This is a genomic window from Jatrophihabitans cynanchi, from assembly GCF_027247405.1.
Taxonomy (GTDB): Bacteria; Actinomycetota; Actinomycetes; order Mycobacteriales; family Jatrophihabitantaceae; genus Jatrophihabitans_B; species Jatrophihabitans_B cynanchi.
In genome coordinates this window covers 1,995,867-2,014,361 of sequence record NZ_CP097463.1, presented here as the reverse complement: position 1 = coordinate 2,014,361, position 18,495 = coordinate 1,995,867, and the positions used below count along the sequence as shown (strand labels likewise).

Sequence of the window (18,495 nt, the reverse complement as noted above, 5' to 3'; positions counted from 1 at the left end):
CCCGCATTTCGTGAATGGGCGTCCGGCCTCGTCATCCGCGGCTTCCCCATACAACATGGATATGCTAAAAAGGTCAATCGTTTGATCAATTGTGATCCAGACGGCGAAAGGACGCCAGATGGACGTCGAGGCTGTCATCCCCCAGGGCCGAATCCGGGGTAGGCGCGCAGCGGGCGTGCGCAGTTTCTTCGCGATCCCATACGCGGCACCGCCGTACGGAGCCCATCGGTTCCGCGCGCCCCAGCCGCCGGCGCGCTGGTCGGACATCCGTGACTGCACCACCTACGGCCCCACCGCGCTCAAGCCGCCACAGCCCGACGTCTTCGAGGAACTGCTACCCGATCCTGACATTGCGGGGGAGGACTGCCTCACCGTCAACGTATGGACGCCGGACGACGCAACCGATCTCCCGGTGCTCGTGTGGGTACACGGCGGCGGTTACCTAACGGGCAGCGGAGCGGTTCCGATCTATGACGGCACGGCCTTCGCCCGTGACGGAGTGGTGTGCGTGACGCTCAACTACCGGCTCGGCGTCGACGGGTTCGCCCAGCTGCCGAACCGCCCCCCCAACCGCGGTCTTCTCGACGTGATTGCAGCACTGGAATGGGTGCGCGAGAACATCGCAGCCCTGGGCGGTGACCCGACTCGGGTGACGCTGGCCGGTCAGTCGGCCGGCGCGATGGCGGTGACCACGCTGCTCTCCATGCCTCGGGCGCAAGGGCTCTTCGTGCGCGTGATCGCCGAGAGCGGGGCGGGCAACCATGCGCTCACCGTGCACACGGCCGAGCACGTGACCGCAGCGCTGTGCAGGGATCTCCAGGTCGCGCCGGAGGCCGATGCGCTTGCGGCTGTGCCTATGGCCGCGCTGATGGCCGCCGTCGACGCCCTGATCGCCCGACTTCCGACCGACCCCGACCCTCGCTGGGACGAGGTGCGGCAGAAGGCGATGGTCTTCCAGCCGGTGATCGACGGCAGTACGCTGCCTGCGCTTCCGATCGAAGGCTTGCAAGCAGGCGTCGGTGCCGACTTGGATTTGCTCACCGGCACCAACACCGACGAGTTCACACTTTGGGCGGTGCCTACCGGTCTGGCCGACGCGCTCGATGACGACGCGCTGGCCGGGCTGCTCGCGGCGCTCGGCGCTGATCCGCCCACCGCGATCGAGGCTTATGCGGCCGAGGGCATTGGCAAGTCGGCGGCGCTGCTCTATTGCGACGTCATGACGGACTCGGCGTTCTGGCTGCCGGCGATCCGAGCGGCCGAGGCGCGCTCCGCCGGGCCCGGCCGAACGTTTATTTACGAGTTCACCTGGCCATCGCCGCTCTACGACGGGCGACTCGGCGCAACGCACGCGCTCGAGGTGGCCTTCGCGTTCGACAATCTCTCTGTGGACTGGGCCCGGCCGCTCCGCGGTGCGCATGCTCCGCAGTCGCTGGCCGACGACCTGCACGGCGCGTTTGTCGCTTTCATCCGGGACGGCGACCCGGGCTGGAGTCCCTATGCGCAGACGCGTGAAGTCGGTACGTTCGGCGCAGTGAGGGGGGTCAGCATCGATCCCCGCGCACGACGTCGACAGACCTGGGCTCACGGCTCGCTAGACGCGAAAAGATAACGGCCCGGACGCGAGCGACTCGGAGTCTTGCAACATGCGGGGGATAGTTCTATGGTGCTGGTCAAACGTTTGACTCAAACGTTTGACCAGACAGTATTACGAGACAGGACGACGGTGTCGGTGGAAGTCGCTCCAGCGCACAGCAGCACGTCGGCTGCGCAGTCGGGTATGCCGACCCGTGCCTGGTCGGATGCGGTACTCGCCGTCCGGGAGGTCACCAAACGCTACGGCGGGGTTGTCGCGGTCGACGCCGTTACCTTCGAACTGCGGCGCGGCGAGATACTCGCGCTGGCCGGTGAGAACGGTGCCGGTAAGTCGACGATCATCGGGATCATGGCCGGTGCGCGTCGGCCGGACGCCGGTGAGATTTGCGTCGAAGGCGAACTGGTTCAATTCGCCCGCCCGTCCGACGCCCGGGCTCGCGGCATCGGCGTTGTCTACCAGGAGGCAGCGCTCGTCCCGCATCTCACCGTCGTCGATAACGTCTTCCTCGGTCGCGAGCCGCGCTCACGGTGGTCGCACCGAATCAATCGACGCGCCATCCGCCGGGAGTACGCCGAGCTGTGTCGTCAGACCGGCATCGAGCTCGTCGGGACCCGAACCGCGGCCACCCTCTCAGTGGCGGAACGGCAGTTGGTGCAGATCCTGCGCGTGGTCGCGATCGATGCCCGGATCATCATCCTGGACGAGCCCACTGCTGCGCTTAGCCCGGAGGACCGCAGCCGCATGTTTGACCTGTTGCAGCGCTTGCGCGTGGAGCGTGGGGCCAGTTTCATCCTCGTCTCGCACTTTCTGGACGAGCTCGAGCAGCACTGCGATCGTGCCGTGGTCCTGCGCAACGGGCGGGTGGCCGGCGAGATCGCAGAGCGTCCAGTCGGCGCGCGTGTCCTGGCTCGCATGATGGCACGCGACCGCATCTTGGAGAGTGGCGACGTTGAGCTACCCCCGGCTGCGGACGCCGAGCCGACGATCGACCGGGGGACCGGGCAACCTGTCGTCCTCAAGATCACCGGGCTGCGGGCACTGGGCGCTCCCCCCGTCGACCTGCAGTTGCACCGGGGTGAGGTAGTGGGTCTGGCCGGCCTGGTGGGTAGCGGTCGCACCGAACTCCTACGGGCCGTCGCTCTGGCTCGGGGCCGCACCGGTGGCGACGTTCACCTCAACGGTGTAGCCATTCACACGCCGCGTCACGCCGTCCGAAATGGCCTTCTGCTCCTGCCCGAGGATCGGCGCTCCGGCCTGTTGATGGACTGGTCGCTGTGGCGAAATGTCAGTCTCGCGAGCCTGCGCCGAACGAGTGCCGGTGGGTTTCTCCGTCCGCGCGCCGAACGTCGACGCGCCGTGGAGTTCCTTGATCGCCTCTCGGTGAAGGCCGCTAGCCCCGACGCCAAGGTCTCGACGCTCAGCGGGGGCAACCAGCAGAAGGTTGCCTTCGCTCGCGTGCTCGCGGCGGAGGCGCCCGTCGCTCTGCTCGATGAGCCGACGCACGGCATCGACGTGCACACCAAGGCCGAGATCCTCGCAATCATCCGGGGCCTCGCCGGGCAAGGCAAGGCGTTCATCGTGGTGGCCGCCGAGTTCGGCGACCTGCTCGCCGTCTGCAGCCGCATCCTCACGCTGCACAAGGGTGCCGTCATCAACGAGCACGACCTCGCGCTCGGCAGCCCGACCGTCGATGACCTGCTCTTCGAGGCGGCCACCGGCCGTGTCAGCTCCATGGAGGACCGATGACCCTCACAGCCAGTGCCGCCGCGAGCGCGAGTTCGATGCGCAGACGCCTGTCCGGACGGGCACTGGAGCGCTACGCGCAGCGCTACGGCGTGTTGGTCGCACTCGTTCTGGTGATGTCGTACGTGACGGCACGGTCGCCACACTTCCTGACAACGGCGAACATGCTGAACATGCTGGACCAGTCCGCCGTTGAGGGGCTGCTGGCGGTCGGCATGACGACGCTGATGATCACTGGCTCGTTCGATCTTTCGATCGGCAGCACGCTCAGCCTCACCGGCGCGCTGACTCTCGGTCTGGCGCCGAGCATGGGATTCCCGCTGGCCGCTCTCGTCGCCCTCGCGGTGGGAATCGTAGCCGGTGCGGTGAACGGGCTCATCGTCGTGAAGGCGGGCATCAACTCCCTGATCGTGACGCTTGGCAGCATGTCGCTGATCCAAGGAATCGTTCTGATCTACTCCAAGGGTCAGACCGTCGCCGGCGAGAGCCATACGCACGGGCTGGGGACCTTCGCCAACGACCGCGAGTGGCTGCCCAATGGCACCTGGGTGATGCTGATCATCGCGCTTGTCATGACGTTCGTACTGACCCGCACCACGGCGGGACGGTACATGCAGGCCTCGGGCGGCAACCCCGACGCGGCCGACCTCGCCGGCATCAACGTCGACCGCTACAAGGTGCTCGCCTTTGTGTTGATGGGTGCTCTCGCGGCCATCGGCGGCATGCTCTACGCCGGCCGCCTCGGATCAATCGATCCCACCGCCGGATCGGGCTCCGAACTCGACGTCATCGCCGCCGTGATCATCGGCGGGACCAGCCTGATGGGCGGAAGCGGGTCGATCTGGCGCAGCCTCGTCGGCGTCTTCTTGCTCACCGTGCTGGGAAACGGCTTCAACCTGCTCAACATCGATCCGTACTACCAGTACGTCGTCAAAGGCCTCGTCGTCATCCTCAGCGTCGCGATCTACACGCGGCGCGTGCGGCGATGAAAGTTCATCACCGCACCACCATCGCACCACTCCATGTCACAACAGAAGGGCAGTCGGCTATGCACGGAAGGAAGTCGGTCGTACTCGTCGCCGCCGCAGTTCTGGCGTTGACGGCCTGCAGCAGTTCCAAGAACTCCACCCCGGCAGACTCGAGCTCAGACAGCGGTGTCAGCACTCCTTCGGGATCCGGCGCCGCGGCGCCCGCAAAGCACTACAACTTCGGCGCTTCGGTGATCGGAACCGCATTCCCGGCAGTCGTGTCCTTCGACAACGGCCTCAAGGCTGCTGCCGCAACCCAGAATGTCACGTTGACCATCGCCGACGGTGGCGCCAAGGCCGACAAGCAGGTGAATGACCTGCATGACTTCACGTCGCGTGGGGTCGACGCAATCATCGTGAACCCCCTCGACAGCGTGTCGATCGAGGCGCCCGTGAAGGCGGCACTTGCAGCAGGCATCCCGGTGGCCGAATTCGGGCAGATTGGCAAGGGCACGGACTGCGCGTACCCGGGCACCGTCGGCAGCGTGGGCTACGACGAGAACGGCTGGGCGAAGAAGGAGGGCGAGGAGACGATGAAGCTGTTACCCAACGGCGGCAACGTGGCCATCCTCTCCGGTCTGGCAGGCCTGGCCTCGACCAAGATCCGGGACGACGTCTACAAGCAGACCATCGCCGCGCAATCCAACATCAAGGTCGTTGCCGACCAGCCCGGCGATTTCGCAGCGGACAAAGCCCGTGCAGCCATGGAGAACATCCTGCAGGCTCACCCGGATCTCGACCTCGTCTACGCCGCTGATGACACCATGGCCGTCGCGGCCGTTCAGGCCATCAAGGCCGCCCACCGTCTGGACAAGATCAAGGTAATCGGCATCGGCGGTTCAAAGGCGGCCATGGCCTCGATCAAGGCCGGCGAGATGACGGCCACGGTGTGGAGCTCGCTCGAGGTCGCCGGTCAAGACATCATCAAGATGCTTGTCGATCACATCAACGGCACCAATACCGCTATGGGGCAGTGCATCCAGCTGCCGCAGGTACTGGTCGACTCGTCCAATATCGCCGAGTACGCCGACAAGGGTCAGTTCTAGTCTGACCTGTCGCACCGCATCGTTGAACAAGCCTGGACGGGTCGGGCCGAGCGGCCGCGGTCGCTCGGCCTAGCCCACGCCGGCCCAGCAGATGGAGGCGCAGATGGAGACGTTGACCCGGAAAGCGGTGCAGCGGGTCGGCGCGGACGGGCGCACCCGCGAGTACCAGATCACGGTGCCCGAGTCGCCGCGGGCCGTGGTGCTGGCATTTCACCCCTACGGCTTCGATCCGGAGGCTGTTCTCGACGGTGAGATGCCCGGACTCCGCCTCGAGCGACCCTTCCCGGGTCTGGCCACGCCCGCTGCCCGCCTGGGCTTCGCCGCCGTCGCGCCTCGTGGCCTTGGCAAGGTGGAACCGCTCGCGGGGACCCTCGGCTATCCCGAGCACATTGATGCGGCCGTCGAGGCCGCAGTCGCCACGGCCGAAGATCTTGGCGGGCTGCCGATCGTCACCCTCGGCGTTTCCCTCGGCGGCCAGGAGACACTCTTGGCGGCCGGGCGCCACAGCGATGCCATCAGCGGGGTTTGCGCGGTGAACCCGATCGTCGACCTTGCGGCGTGGTACGACGACATTGTCAACCTGCCCATTTCGCTGCTGGCCGACATCGGTGTGCCGGCCCAGGTCGCTGAAGAAGTCGGCGGGACCCCGGCCGACGTTCCGGAGCTGTACCTGGAGCGTTCGGCAGTCGGATACCTGGACGAACTGAGCGTGGTTCCCGTACAGGTCGTCTGGTCGCCGATCGACAACCTGATCCCGAACGGCAAGACCAAGCACGCTGGGCGGTTGGCTAAACTGCTTCGCGAACGCGGCGCACCAGTTTCGGAGCGAATCGTCACCAACCACCCCACTGAAGGCCAAGAGCCGGGCCGCTACGCTCACGAGTCCTTTGACGTGTGGTCGTCTCTGGGCTTCCTGCTCGATCAACTCGAACGCTAATCTGGGTCGTCTTACCGAGCCAGATTGTGGCCGGCTGGGTGATGACAGTGACGGCGGCAGCGGTCGGGTGGGTCGCGGGCGCGGTACGCCGATGCTCGAGCGCGGCGCGATCCTGGCGGCTGCCAACCGGCGGGCCATGGCGGGACGATCGCAGAAGAACCTGGTCGAGACGGGCAAGACGCGTACCGAACGCACGATCGAGGCGCGCGCGTGACGCAGGCGGCCGACTATCACTCCAGGCTTGCTTGAAAGCGAGAGAATAGCTGCGCCGCCGTTGCTGAAACCGAGGGCGTCCATCGGGCGAAGGTCGAGGTGGCCCAGTGGTGCGGCGGCGTCATTGGCGGGCAGCTCGAAGGACGACGACCGCTCGGATGGCTCGTGGCGTGTGCGTGTTCTTGCGATTCGACTCCGATGACCTGACAAGTAGGGCCGGTCCGTCAGGGCATCATGTTCGGGAAGGATCCAGTAACACATGCGAACCGATTCGCGAGGCCCGTCTATCCCGTTAGGTCGGGCTTGATTCGTAACCAGTGATCTGGAGTGCGGCCCATAGTTCCATTCGGCTTTCGACGGCGTTGAGGGAGAGCCCGAGGATGTCCTCGATTCGGCCTATTCGATGTCGCAGGGTGTGCCGGTGCACCCCTAGTGCACTAGACGCTGGTTCCCACTGCCCGAAGTTCTCCAGCCAGGTTGCCAGCGACCGGATCAGCGAACCACCCTGCGTCTGATCGTATTCGCGCAGCGGGCGAAGCAGGTCTTCGGCGAAGGCGGTCGCGTCGGCAGGCGGGATGAAATCGATCAGGCGGCGCTTTCCCGCGGCCGATAGGTCCACGAGCCGCTGGTCATGACTTTGCGCTTCGCGCAATGCCGCGCTTGCCTTCCTATAGGCCGCTTCGATGGCAGTAATGGGCGCTGGCTCCGAGATTGCGACGATGAGGTCGGGTACGTGATCGAGTACGGGTCGCAGTAGGTCGGCCGCGTTACCGCTATCGCCGTCGAGCACGAGGACGCCGGTGCTGCTCTCAGCGGCGACGAGCGTGCTGTAAAGCTGATCGCGCGCGGCGTGGAACGCGGCGGTGCGAGTGGCCTCGCCCGGGAGGCGGCTGCTGACACTCACGACATGTACGAGCCCCGATGGGACTTGAACGCCGAGAACGCTCGAGAGTCGGTTGGCCGTATCGTGGTCACTGGTCAGCAGGGCTCGGGCATAACTGTCCTGGAGCCGGGTGCTGATTTCGTGGACGCGCTCGTCGCGATCGAGTAGGAGGGCCAGCAGGCTTGCGGCCACGATGGCCATTCGCCGTTCGGGCGTGGTCAGGGCAGCGCGACGACCCAGTATCAGGTGTCCCTTGTATCTATCCGCAGCCTGCAGACGGTAGGCCACTACGGATTCGCCGGCGGCGAGCAGAGGCACTACCTGGGTTCTCGTCCCCGCACGAGAACCCAGATCGTCCAGCACAGTGTGTGCGTGGGACGCCGCCAGGGTCTCACTGCGATGGATCACCTCGCCTGTCGGCCCGCTGACCAGGACCCAGCTGTCCAGCAGCTCACCAAGGCGGGACAGCAAGGAACGCAGGCCGCCGGGACCGACGGCGTCGCGCGCGAGCAATTCTTGCGCTTCGACGGCTTCGGAGAGCATCGCCGCGCTCTGCGACGCGAGTGCGTAGGCGATCGTCTTCGTGACGGCGAGGAACGTGACTTCACCGGGGACGCGCAGCAACGGCAGGTCGTGCCTGTTGGCGGCTTCGACGATCTCGGCGGGCACCTCGGGGAAGGTGGGCAACTCTCCTTGATCGGCGGCGGCTAGGACGGCCAACGCCCCGGCGCCACATTCGACCAGCCGGCGAACGTAGTCCTCGGCCGTGCTGGTTCCGTTCCTCAGCCATTGGCCCATGGTCAGGACGAGCTCGCCACCGTCGAGCCACGGCCCGGGATTGGGGAGTTCGCTGACGTACACCCAGCTGATCGAGCGACCGCCGATTGCGGCGTCGCCCACGACTTGCAGCCCGAGATTCGTTTCCCGCACAAGGGTGCGGATCGGCAGCGCGGCACTCACTCCGGTACGGCGCGTGTTGTTGAGTTCTTCCTCCGGCTTGGACATGTTCCCCTTCCCGGGACAACGGCCGACGACGGCCATTGTGCCCATGCCTTGCGAACCGGCGCCCGACCGCATCGTTGGACAAAGTGGCAGGTCGGGCCGGGCCGACTTGGACATTCACGCCCTACTCCTGGACGTGGCGAATTCGTAGCGTCGTCTTCCAGACGTTGCGGCGCTCAGCCGCTGCCGGTCTCGGACCTCAACCGCCTGGCAGGAAGGAACACCAACCGATGGCTTTCAACCCGATCACTGGATACGACTTTCGGATCATTTCAACCGACTGTCACGTAGACCCGCCCGCCGACGAACTCGTAGCCAAGCTGCCCGAGCACCTGCGCAAGTGGGCGCCCGGAACGGTTGTGCGGGATGGTGTGGAGTATCTCGACATCCCCGGGCTGGCTCCGATCACGAAGTCGTTCGCGGACGGCCAGATGGCTGGCGCTGGCGACGAGCGGGAGTTCGAGCGGGAATTCCGTAACGATCCCGACGGCGGACGCGACCTGGTCAAGCGCAGTGCGCAGCTTGAGCGCGACGGGGTCTGGGGCGAGGTGGTGTTCCCCCACTCGTTCCTTGGACTGAGTGCGCACCCGAACGCCGAGTACCAGCGCGAAATGGGCCGTCTCTACAACAATTTCTGTGCCGAGACGTTCCTGACCACTTCGGCGCATCGAGACCGCTACGCGCCGTCCGCGCTGCTGTCGACCCTGGAACCGGCGGATGCGGTCGCGGAGGCCGTGCGCGCGAAGGAGCTCGGCTTCGTCTGCGTAATGCTTCCGCCCGTCGTGCCGTGGCTGCCCTACTGGCACGCCGACTGGGCACCGCTGTGGCGCACCCTCGAGGAACTCGACCTTGTCGTGAACTTCCACGTGTTCACCGGGAACACCGCACAGGGTGTCGACTTCGGGAACCTGTGGGTCATCCCACCGGATCTCGTGGAGGTCGGCCGGGCCCGCTTTCGCACCGAGCGCGTCGACGAGCGGCTCAGCACGACCGTCATGTGCATGGCCTCGAACATGTCGCCGATGATGCACCTGATCGGGTCGGGCATTCTTGACCGGCACCCACGCCTTCGTTTCGCTCTGGTGGAGTCCGAGGCCGGCTGGATCCCCTGGGCGCTGCAGGCCCTGGACCTCATGCAGCAGCGCAGACGGTTTGCGATGATCGATCTCGAACTCAAGCCCAGTGACTACTTCCGCCGGCAGGGCTGGGGCACCTTCCTCGAGGACAAGGTGGCCATCGACACCTTGGAATACCTGGGCGAGGACCGCCTCATGTGGTCCAACGACTGGCCGCACGACGAGGGCACTTTCCTGGAGAGTCAGAGCATCATCAAGGAGCTCATTGGTCATCTTCCGCTCTCGACACAGAAGAAGTTGCTGCGGGACAACGCCGCCGGCCTCTACTGCCTCGACCAGGTCGACCAACTGGTCGGCGTCTGAGACGGCCTGCAGAAGGCATCCGAGCCGCCCGGTCGCTGACCCCGAACCGGGCGGGTCGGCTGTCAGCGCTTCGCGGACTTGCTTACTCGCCGTTGCACGGCCGCTGCGGCGCGGGCGGTGGTCCGACCCGCAGCCTTCTGCGGGTCGGAGGGCGATGGGCTCGCATCGCTGGACCCGATCTCAGGATGCCTACCGTTGCCGTTGCGCTGGTGCCCTGCGAGCGCCCACGGAACCGGCAGGATCGGGTAGTGCGTCACCACGTAGGAGGTCGCACTTCGGATCCCCTCCAGATGCAGAATGCGGTCGATCGTTTCCGCCAGGTGTTCGTGGGACTCGCACGAGAGTTCGATGAGCGCGTTGTACCGCCCGCTGATCCGCACGATGATGTGCACCTGCTCGTCCGCGGCCAGGGTATCCAGCGCCTGGCTTGCGCCGGGGCCGAGTTGCACGCAGATCTGGGCCATGATGTGCGGATTGGCCGTGACCACGTCGACCACCGCAGTGGCGACGATGACGTCGGCCCGAAACAGGGCCTGGGCACGGCGACGGACTACGGAGTACGGCGCCCCGACTCGATCCTGCAGTTCCCGATACGTCAGCCGAGGCGACTCGGTAAGGACCTTCAGCAGGCGGATGTCCAGCTCGTCGAACTCGACGTGTGTCTGCGGGTTCGAGATGGCGGTGTGCGGCGGCGGCGGGCGTCCCTGCACCGCCCACTTGACCACCTCGAGCGTTCGCCAGCACTCGACTCGTTCTACGTGATCGAGCTGTCGGATGATGTTGTTGACGAAGTCCTGCAGCGCTTGGTCATCACGCGCCGCGATCTCGCACATGACGTTGTATTCGCCGAACATCAAGGCCATGAAGGTGACCTCTGGGTGCTTGCGGAGCTCGTCGACAAGGTCCTGCAGTGGTCCGTCATAGTCGATGACGACGGTGCCGAGGGCGCCGTAACCGAGGCTGGACGGATGCACGATCCCGATGACTCGCACGATGCCGTCCGCGGTCAGCCGGGCCAGGCGGACGCGGATGGCGTCGGCCGACAGCTCCACGGCCTCGCCGATCTTTGCCAGAGGTGCGCGGCCATCCTCACGCAGCATCTCGATGATTGCGTTGTCCGTGGGGTCGAGCTGGTAGCGGGCCATGTCCGTCCTCTGCCTGTGAAGAGCCCCGAGTATTGCAGGATCGCTGGAGTTGCAGCTTACGGGCATCAACAACGCTGGCACGCGAAGCTAGTGGTGAAAATTCTGCTTGCCATCTGCGGTTCAGTTGGGCAATGATGCTTTCCACGGACAGCCGTGACGGCAAGAACCGGATCCGGACCGCCTTCTCTCGCACCTAGAGGACTCTGCAGTGCACCCAGACAGCGCGACCGACGGTCTCGCACCGGCTCCTGACGCGGCGGCCGCTGCCCATGTTGTGGCGCCGACCTGCGGGGCGACCGAACTCGCGACTTCAATGCTCTCGCCGGTCCTGAGCAAGCCTGTGGCGGCGAACGAATCGAGTGAAGCCGCACCGACGCTGCGAGAACTGATCGGCCACGGACCGTGGCGTCGGTGGCTCGTCGCCTCGATGGCCGCCCGTCTGCCGCTCTCGATGCTGCCGCTCGCGTTCGTGCTTGTCGGTCAGGCCGCAGATGGCTCAGTGACTCTCGGCGCGACGCTGACCGGCTTCGGTTCGCTGTGCGCGTGCCTCGCAGCGCCGGCGCGCGGCCGGCTCCTGGATCGGCAGGAGCTGCGCCGGGCCCTGCAGATAGACAGCCTCGTCGCGGCCGGCGTGTTCGCGCTCCTGTTGGTCGTGCTTCAGTTCGATCTGCCGACCGCACTGCTGTTCGTGCTGAGCGTCGGCGGTGGCTGGTCCATTGCCGGGATGATGAGCGGCCTGCGTGCGTTGTTGGTGGTTGCGGTGCCGGCCGAACAGCTGCGCCGCTCACACTTCGTGGAGTCGCTCCTCACCGAGCTGTGCTACGGGCTCGGCCCGATTCTCGTTGGGGTCCTCGGCCTGCTCGGCGGTGCGAAGCTCGTTCTGCTGGTGATGTTCGCGATCCAGGCATCGGCGGCGCTGAGCCTGCGTCGAATCGGGACGTTCGCGCCTCGGCGGGTGAGTCGCACGAAGCTCCTCGGCCGCCGCGACGTGCGGCGCCTGACAGCCTTGACCTTCTTCGTCAGCCTCGGCTACGGGACGTTGGAGAGCAATGTCCCACAGCGGATGGGCGAGTTCGGGCTGTCCACCGAGGTCGGCGGATGGTTCCTCGGCATCCTGGCAGCCGGCAGTTGCATAGGCGGGATGCTCGCCAGCATCCGACCCACCTCTGCGCGATATCCGCGTCTCGTCGCGGCTGTGCTCGCGCTGGCCTTCGCGGTCCTGATCATCCCGAGCGCTCTCGCACGGACTGCACCGCTGTACGGGTTCACCCTGGTGATCAGCACCCTTGCGTTCGTTCCCATCGTCGGTCTGCTCGCGGCGGAGTTCGAGTCCCGCCTCGGGGTGGCTCAGCGCGGCGAAGGCTTCGCCTACTTCGTCACCGCTCTCACCCTTGGCGGTGCGGTCGGCTACCTGGGGAACGGACTTCTGATCGGACCGCTTGCCGCCAGCACCATGCCGTGGCTCGCGGCCGCGCTGTTCGGGGTGGTGGGCGCAATGCTGTTGGCCAGCTGTGCACCGCCCAGCCGGCGTCGACCGATGCGCACGGCCGCTACGACCGGGCCGCAGAGTTGACCGGCCGCCAAGTTGCCCGCACCCGCGTGCGGATCTGCACCGATGGAGGAGCCCGATGACCCACCTGGACACGGTCGAGCCGGTCGCGCCGCTTCGCGCCGAGTGGCAGCGCAGCGAGATCCTCATCGGGGGCGGGTGGCGTCCCCCCGAAGGAGGGCGAACAGACCGCGTCGAGAACCCAGCGACCGAGCGAGCCATCGGCACGACTGCAATTGCCGACAGGGCCGATGTCGATCGCGCGGTGCAAGCCGCCAGCGGCGCGTTCCGGACCTGGTCCATGACTGATGCGCGGTACCGCGCGGATGTGCTGGAGCATCTGCTCGCTCAGCTCGAGGAGCGCCGCGAGCTTCTCGTCGCGACCACGGTCGCTGAACTGGGTGCGCCGGTGCGGCTGGTGCGCGAGGATCACGTAGGTCTCGCATTGCGCGTGCTCGAGTCGTACGTGGCGATCGCGCGCGAATACGACGACGAGTCCCGCACGCCGCTCGGCGGACGGGTGCTACGCGAGGCGGCCGGGGTGGTCGGCTGCATCACCCCGTGGAACTTTCCGCTGTACCAGATCGTCGCGAAGGTCGCGCCCGCGCTGGTGGCCGGCTGTACGGTCGTGATCAAACCTCCGGAGCAGACCCCGCTCAATGCCTACCTGTTCGCGGACGCGGTCGTCGCCACGGAATTGCTCGACGGCGTGGTGAACGTGTTACCGGGCGCGGGCCCTGAGGTCGGTGCGGCGCTGGTGGAGCACCCCGACGTCGAAGTCGTCTCCTTCACCGGCTCGACCCAGGTCGGCCGAACGATCGGAGCTCAGGCCGGTGGTGCCATCAAGCGCGTGTGCCTCGAACTCGGCGGCAAGTCCGCCAGCATCGTGACGGCGGATGCCGACTTCGAACGGGCGGTTCGCGCCAGCGTGGACTCGAGCTTCTACAACTCCGGACAGACGTGCAGCGCGTTGACGCGGCTTTTGGTTCCGGCCGGCCGATTGGCGGAGGCGGTGGACATAGCGCGTGACCAGGCAGATCTCCAACAGGTCGGCGACCCGACCGATCCCGCCACCGACATCGGGCCGCTGGTCAGCGGCCTACAGCGTGAACGGGTCGAGCGGCTTCTTGACCGTGCAGCGGAGTACGCAACGGTGCACCGGGCCGGCACGCGTCTGCCGGAGCGCGGGCATTACGTACGCCCCGCGATCGTGAGCGGTGCGGCGGCAGACAGCGAGATCGCCCAGGATGAGGTCTTCGGGCCGGTGTTGACCGTGCTCGGATACGACGGCGACGCCGACGCGGTGCGGATCGCCAATGGCACGTCGTACGGACTCGCAGCGGCCGTTTGGTCCGGCGACCTCACGCACGCCCGTGCCCTCGCGCGGCGGTTGCGTGCCGGTCAGGTGGCGATCAACGGCGCATCGCCACCCCACGACGCACCGTTCGGAGGCTTTGGGAAGTCCGGCATCGGCCGCGAACTCGGGTCGGCCGCGGTAGATGAGTTCGTCGAACTCAAAGCCATCCAGGAACCCGACCAGCCGCTGGCCGACTGATCAACGAGAGGACGACCGTGACCCACTCTGCCGCCTCATCAGGACTCCTGTCCGACTCGGACCTCGTCATCGACGCGCTCGAGGCCGAGGGTGTCGATGTCGTATTCGGCATCCCCGGCACGCACAACCTCGGCCTCTACGCCGCGCTCGGGCGATCCGGGATCCGGCACATCGCGCCCCGTCACGAACAAGGGGGTGGCTATGCCGCCGACGGCTACGCTCGCTCAACCGGCCGACCAGGGGTACTGATCACGACGAGCGGTCCCGGCGTCACCAATGCCGGTACCGCGCTGGGGACTGCCTACGCCGACTCGATCCCCATCCTCGTCATCGCGCCGGGCATGCGCACCGACAGTGTCGGGCAGGGCTTCGGGCAGTTGCACGAGTTGCGCGACCAGTTCGCTGCGCTCTCGGCCATCGTCGGTCGCAGCGCGCGGGTCGCCAGCGGACAAGAGGGCGCGGAATTCGTGCACTCGGTCTTTGCCGAGTGGCGTTCAAGCCGCCCCCGGCCCGCCTACCTGGAGATCCCGTACGACCTCCTGTCGCGCTTGCCCTGGATCGAGCCGGCACAGCGGGCAGCCCAGGAGCGCGCAGTCGCCGAGTCCGACGAACAAGCCGAACAGGTCGCCGAGGCAATCGCCCTCTTGCGCCGAGCAGTCACTCCGGTCGTCGTGTTCGGCGGAGGAGCCCGTACGGCGGCACCGGAGGCCCGGCGGTTCGTCGAGGCGATCGATGCGCTCGTGATCACGACGGCGTCCGGCAAGGGAGTGATAGCCGAAACCGATCCGACGACGCTCGGCGCCGTCATCGATCAGCCGGTAGCCCACCGCGTGATGTCCGACGCGGACGCACTGGTGGTGATCGGGAGCGAACTCGCTGAGTCCGAGCTCGGATCCAACGACTGGAAGCCCAGCGGAACCCTTGTGCGAGTGGACGTCGACCCAGATCAGCTGACAGCACGATGGAGCCCGCAGATCGCGATAAGGATGGACGCCGCGCAGTTCATGAGGCGCGCATCGGCGGCGCTGACCGACGAGCGACCTCGCGTCGCCGCGGCGCGCGTCCGCGCCGCCCGTCCGGATCTCGACAGGTCCATCAGTCAGGGCGGGGCAGCGTGGGGCGAGATCAACGAACTGCTGTCCGCTGCATTGCCGCCCGACACCATCGTTGCCGGAGACAGCTCGCAGGTTTCGTACAAGGGCACGATGTATCGCTGGCCGATGGCTCGACCGGGTCAGTTCCTCTATCCGGCTGGCTTCGCGACGCTCGGCTACGGCCTGCCCGCCGCCATCGGTGCGAAGGTCGGCAACCCGCAGCGTCCGGTCATCGTGCTCCAGGGTGACGGTGGCTTGATGTTCTCGATCCAGGAGCTCGTCACGGCGGTCGAACTCGGCCTACCGATACCGATCGTCGTCATGAACAACGGTGGGTACGCCGAGATCCGCGAACAGATGCTCGAGCGTGGAATCGATCCGCTCGGCACAGACCTGCACATGCCCGACTTCGCCGCCCTCTGCGTCGCGTGCGGCGGCTACGGCACGCACGCCGACGCGGCGGCGGATATCCCGCAACTCGTCCTGGAAGCGCTGCAACAGGACCGGCCCACGCTCATCGAGATCGCTGTCTGACATGTGGTGCCGAAGGACCATCCGGAGGTGGGGATGACCGATACCGAAATCGCTGCGCTGCTCCTGCGTGCGGTCCTGGGCGCGACGATGCTGGCGCACGGATACAACCACCTCTTCGGCGCGGGCGGCGTTGCAGGAACAGCACGCTGGTTCGCCTCGATCGGACTGCGGCCGCCCAAGGTGCACGCATGGACAAGCGGTCTGCTCGAATGCGGCGTCGGCCTTGCCCTTCTGGCGGGGCTGCTCACACCGCTGAGCTGTGCCGCCGTCATCGGAGTCATGGCCGTGGCCGGCGTTGTGGCACATCGGCCGAACGGATTCTTCGTGTTCCGCGACGGATACGAATATGTGCTCTTCGTGTCCGTCGCCGCCGCCGCGTTGTCGGCGATCGGTCCCGGCCGGCTCGCTCTCGATCACGTGGTTCCGAGCCTGCCAGAGGGTGGGTGGGGCGTTCTCATAGCTGTCGGCGCCGCAGTGACCGGAACTGCGGTGATGCTCTCGCTCAGCTGGCGCCCGACGGGCGAGGAAGCCGCGTGACCGGAGCACGCATGGCTTCAGGAAAGACGACGGGCCGAGAACCGTCGCATATCGATGCACGAAGAACGCTTGCCTAGCTAGGGTGATCCTGCTAACTTCCCGAGCAGACAATCCATATCAGGAAAACATCGCTTTCCTAAGACGCGAGTTGTGACAACACCACATTGGCCAGGTCGGACGGTCGAACTAGCCGGCTGACCTTAGGGGTGCGCTTGCCTCGAGACACCCCGACCTGCCGCGCTGTTCTCCAGGACTGCGGGGCCAGGCGTCGGCAGCCGAAGCCGGCACACGAATGACCCACCAAACAGAGAGGCCGTGTTCAGCAATGACCAGCACCGCTGTCACACGCACCGGGACGCAGCCCCGTCCAGCCTTCGCAGCCGACGATGCACCGCTACACCCGCGACCACATCCGACGCGCTACCTGACCGGCACGCTCGCGCTCGCGGTCGTGGCCTTCATCGTCTATTCGTTCTCGCAAGGTCAGATCGACTGGCACGTCGTCGGTGATTATCTGTTCTCCAGCGAATTGCGTTCAGCCTTCCTCAACACCGTCCTGATCTCGGTGCTCGCCATGCTGATGGGCATCGCGATCGGGACCGTCTTCGCGATGATGCGCCTTTCGTCCAACCCGGTGACGTCAACGGTTGCATGGGGCTACGTCTGGCTCTTCCGTGGTACCCCGGTTCTGCTGCAGTTGCTGATGTGGTTCAACATTGCGCTGGTCTTTCCGTCGCTATCGCTTCCGGGCCTGTTCCACATCGAGACGATCGAGGTGATGACGCCGTTCGTCGCAGCACTGCTCGGTCTCGGTATCAATGAGGGCGCCTACCTCACCGAGACGATCCGCGGGGGCCTGCTCTCCGTAGACCCCGGCCAGGCCGAGGCGGCCGCGGCCATCGGACTCTCGAAGTGGACCACTATGACGCGCATAGTGCTGCCACAGGCGATGACCGCGATCATTCCGCCGATCGGCAACGAGGCGATCGGAATGCTGAAGACGTCCGCGCTGGCCGCGATCATCTCCTACGGAGAACTCCTCAGCACCTCCCAGCAGATCTACTACGTCAACGGTCGCGTGATGGAACTGCTGGTCGTTGCGGCCTGCTGGTACCTCGTCGCCACTTCGGTCACGAGCGTGGGCCAGTACTACGTGGAGCAGAAGTTCAGCAAGTCGCGCGTTCGCCGGCGCAGCATGGCCGACCGAATGATCATCTCGGTCATTCGCAGGGTGCGACGCAGCGAGCCGACCAGATCAGATCCCGAGAATGTGGTGGCGACGTCTGTGCCGCGTGTCCCGCGTCCGACCGAGGCAACGCCGGACTCGAACGAAGAGGAGTCGTCGTCATGACTGTGGCGCAACAACCGATGGTGTCGGTGCAGAATCTCAAGAAGTCCTTCGACGACGTGCAGGTTCTGCGTGGTGTCAGTTTCGAATGCCAGCCAGGCGACGTCGTGTGCATCGTAGGGCCGTCCGGCTCCGGCAAGAGCACCCTGTTGCGTTGCATCAATCATCTGGAGACCCCGGACAGCGGTGGAATCTACGTCGACGGCGAACTCATCGCTTACGAGCGGCACCGCAACGGCCGCCTGATAGAGCGCAAGGCCAAGGACATCGACCGTCAGCGACGCGAGGTCGGTATGGTGTTCCAGCGCTTCAATCTCTTCAACCACATGACCGCCGCCGAGAATGTGGCACTGGGCCTCGTCAAGGCACGCGGCATCGCCAAGGGCGCGGCGCACCGGATGGCCGAGGATGCACTGGCGAAGGTCGGCCTGGCCAACCGCGGGAAGGCGTTTCCGCGCGAGCTGTCCGGTGGTCAACAACAACGGGTGGCCATTGCGCGTGCGCTGAGTATGGAGCCCAAGGTACTGCTGTTCGACGAGCCGACTTCAGCATTGGACCCGGAACTGGTCGGTGACGTCCTCGCCGTGATGAAGGACGTGGCGGCCGGCGGGATCACGATGCTCGTGGTCACCCACGAGATGCAGTTCGCTCGTGAGGTCGCCAATCAAGCAATCTTCATGGACGACGGCCAGATCGTCGAGCGCGGCCGGCCGGCGGACGTCCTCGTCAATCCGCAGCACGAACGTACGTGCAAGTTCCTCTCGCGGGTGCAGAAGTAGCAGTCCCGCACAATCGCTCCCATCGCTAGTCACCCAGTCCCGTCCGTCCCGTTACGCCGAACCTCA

15 protein-coding genes and 1 pseudogene are annotated in these 18,495 nt (G+C 66.1%); 14 read left to right on the top strand and 2 right to left on the bottom strand.

Translation table 11 applies throughout. The annotated features are described in order from the left end of the window. The first annotated feature begins 118 nt into the window (after window positions 1–118). The 6 genes from M6B22_RS09760 (at window position 119) to M6B22_RS09735 (ending at window position 6,565) form a co-directional block, all read left to right on the top strand. Window positions 119–1,612, top strand: a complete 1,494-nt coding sequence (locus M6B22_RS09760) for a carboxylesterase/lipase family protein (RefSeq protein ID WP_269445568.1) — start codon at window positions 119–121, stop codon at window positions 1,610–1,612. Between the two features lie 51 nt (window positions 1,613–1,663). After that, a complete protein-coding gene (locus tag M6B22_RS09755) occupies window positions 1,664–3,343 on the top strand; it encodes a sugar ABC transporter ATP-binding protein (protein WP_269445567.1) in 1,680 nt (559 codons plus the stop codon). Between the two features lie 35 nt (window positions 3,344–3,378). Continuing rightward, complete coding sequence (locus M6B22_RS09750) at window positions 3,379–4,329, top strand: ABC transporter permease (RefSeq protein ID WP_269445566.1); 951 nt, start codon at window positions 3,379–3,381, stop codon at window positions 4,327–4,329. Beyond that, complete coding sequence (locus tag M6B22_RS09745; RefSeq protein ID WP_269445565.1) at window positions 4,326–5,414, top strand: sugar ABC transporter substrate-binding protein; 1,089 nt, start codon at window positions 4,326–4,328, stop codon at window positions 5,412–5,414. Before M6B22_RS09750 ends, M6B22_RS09745 begins: the two co-directional genes overlap by 4 nt. 103 nt (window positions 5,415–5,517) lie before the next feature. After that, a complete protein-coding gene (locus M6B22_RS09740) occupies window positions 5,518–6,351 on the top strand; it encodes an alpha/beta hydrolase family protein (protein ID WP_269445564.1) in 834 nt (277 codons plus the stop codon). A 91-nt stretch (window positions 6,352–6,442) separates the two neighbouring features. Then, on the top strand, window positions 6,443–6,565 hold the full coding sequence (locus M6B22_RS09735) for a hypothetical protein (RefSeq protein WP_269445563.1): 123 nt from the start codon (window positions 6,443–6,445) through the stop codon (window positions 6,563–6,565). Window positions 6,566–6,856: 291 nt separating this feature from the next. Here M6B22_RS09735 and M6B22_RS09730 read toward each other — a convergent pair whose 3' ends face one another. Then, entirely contained in the window at window positions 6,857–8,452 is a 1,596-nt protein-coding gene (locus M6B22_RS09730) for a PucR family transcriptional regulator (RefSeq protein ID WP_269445562.1), read from the bottom strand. Between the two features lie 227 nt (window positions 8,453–8,679). On the opposite strand from M6B22_RS09730, the gene M6B22_RS09725 reads away from it, so the two are divergent. Next, entirely contained in the window at window positions 8,680–9,888 is a 1,209-nt protein-coding gene (locus tag M6B22_RS09725) for an amidohydrolase family protein (protein WP_269445561.1), read from the top strand. Window positions 9,889–9,950: 62 nt separating this feature from the next. On the opposite strand, the gene M6B22_RS09720 is transcribed toward M6B22_RS09725, so the two are convergent. After that, window positions 9,951–11,114, bottom strand: coding sequence for an Lrp/AsnC family transcriptional regulator (locus M6B22_RS09720; protein WP_269445560.1), 1,164 nt, complete (start codon window positions 11,112–11,114; stop codon window positions 9,951–9,953). Window positions 11,115–11,460: 346 nt separating this feature from the next. Here M6B22_RS09720 and M6B22_RS09715 point away from each other — a divergent pair, with 346 nt between their 5' ends. The 7 genes and pseudogenes from M6B22_RS09715 (at window position 11,461) to M6B22_RS09690 (ending at window position 18,429) form a co-directional block, all read left to right on the top strand. Next, complete coding sequence (locus tag M6B22_RS09715) at window positions 11,461–12,606, top strand: MFS transporter (RefSeq protein WP_269445559.1); 1,146 nt, start codon at window positions 11,461–11,463, stop codon at window positions 12,604–12,606. A gap of 64 nt (window positions 12,607–12,670) precedes the next feature. Beyond that, complete coding sequence (locus tag M6B22_RS09710) at window positions 12,671–14,137, top strand: aldehyde dehydrogenase family protein (protein ID WP_407935675.1); 1,467 nt, start codon at window positions 12,671–12,673, stop codon at window positions 14,135–14,137. A 17-nt stretch (window positions 14,138–14,154) separates the two neighbouring features. Then, a pseudogene (locus M6B22_RS22160) lies at window positions 14,155–14,454 on the top strand (thiamine pyrophosphate-binding protein); the annotation flags it as partial. Window positions 14,455–14,523: 69 nt separating this feature from the next. Next, complete coding sequence (locus M6B22_RS09705; protein ID WP_331459804.1) at window positions 14,524–15,765, top strand: thiamine pyrophosphate-binding protein; 1,242 nt, start codon at window positions 14,524–14,526, stop codon at window positions 15,763–15,765. A gap of 33 nt (window positions 15,766–15,798) precedes the next feature. Then, a complete protein-coding gene (locus M6B22_RS09700) occupies window positions 15,799–16,302 on the top strand; it encodes a DoxX family protein (RefSeq protein ID WP_269445556.1) in 504 nt (167 codons plus the stop codon). Window positions 16,303–16,627: 325 nt separating this feature from the next. Further along, window positions 16,628–17,653 carry an amino acid ABC transporter permease gene (locus M6B22_RS09695; protein WP_269445555.1) on the top strand — a complete coding sequence of 342 codons (1,026 nt, stop codon included), beginning with the start codon at window positions 16,628–16,630 and terminating at the stop codon, window positions 17,651–17,653. After that, window positions 17,650–18,429 (top strand): amino acid ABC transporter ATP-binding protein, encoded by a 780-nt coding sequence (locus tag M6B22_RS09690; RefSeq protein ID WP_269445554.1) that lies wholly within the window; start codon window positions 17,650–17,652, stop codon window positions 18,427–18,429. Before M6B22_RS09695 ends, M6B22_RS09690 begins: the two co-directional genes overlap by 4 nt. The last annotated feature ends 66 nt before the right edge of the window (window positions 18,430–18,495 follow it).

Bases quoted from the DNA above. Each gene is read 5' to 3' on its own strand.
- M6B22_RS09760 (WP_269445568.1), top strand. From the start codon at position 119: ATGGACGTCGAGGCTGTCATCCCCCAGGGCCGAATCCGGGGTAGGCGC.
- M6B22_RS09755 (WP_269445567.1), top strand. From the start codon at position 1,664: ATGGTGCTGGTCAAACGTTTGACTCAAACGTTTGACCAGACAGTATTA.
- M6B22_RS09750 (WP_269445566.1), top strand. From the start codon at position 3,379: ATGCGCAGACGCCTGTCCGGACGGGCACTGGAGCGCTACGCGCAGCGC.
- M6B22_RS09745 (WP_269445565.1), top strand. From the start codon at position 4,326: ATGAAAGTTCATCACCGCACCACCATCGCACCACTCCATGTCACAACA.
- M6B22_RS09740 (WP_269445564.1), top strand. From the start codon at position 5,518: ATGGAGACGTTGACCCGGAAAGCGGTGCAGCGGGTCGGCGCGGACGGG.
- M6B22_RS09735 (WP_269445563.1), top strand. From the start codon at position 6,443: ATGCTCGAGCGCGGCGCGATCCTGGCGGCTGCCAACCGGCGGGCCATG.
- M6B22_RS09730 (WP_269445562.1), bottom strand. From the start codon at position 8,452: ATGTCCAAGCCGGAGGAAGAACTCAACAACACGCGCCGTACCGGAGTG.
- M6B22_RS09725 (WP_269445561.1), top strand. From the start codon at position 8,680: ATGGCTTTCAACCCGATCACTGGATACGACTTTCGGATCATTTCAACC.
- M6B22_RS09715 (WP_269445559.1), top strand. From the start codon at position 11,461: ATGGCCGCCCGTCTGCCGCTCTCGATGCTGCCGCTCGCGTTCGTGCTT.
- M6B22_RS09700 (WP_269445556.1), top strand. From the start codon at position 15,799: ATGACCGATACCGAAATCGCTGCGCTGCTCCTGCGTGCGGTCCTGGGC.
- M6B22_RS09695 (WP_269445555.1), top strand. From the start codon at position 16,628: ATGACCAGCACCGCTGTCACACGCACCGGGACGCAGCCCCGTCCAGCC.
- M6B22_RS09690 (WP_269445554.1), top strand. From the start codon at position 17,650: ATGACTGTGGCGCAACAACCGATGGTGTCGGTGCAGAATCTCAAGAAG.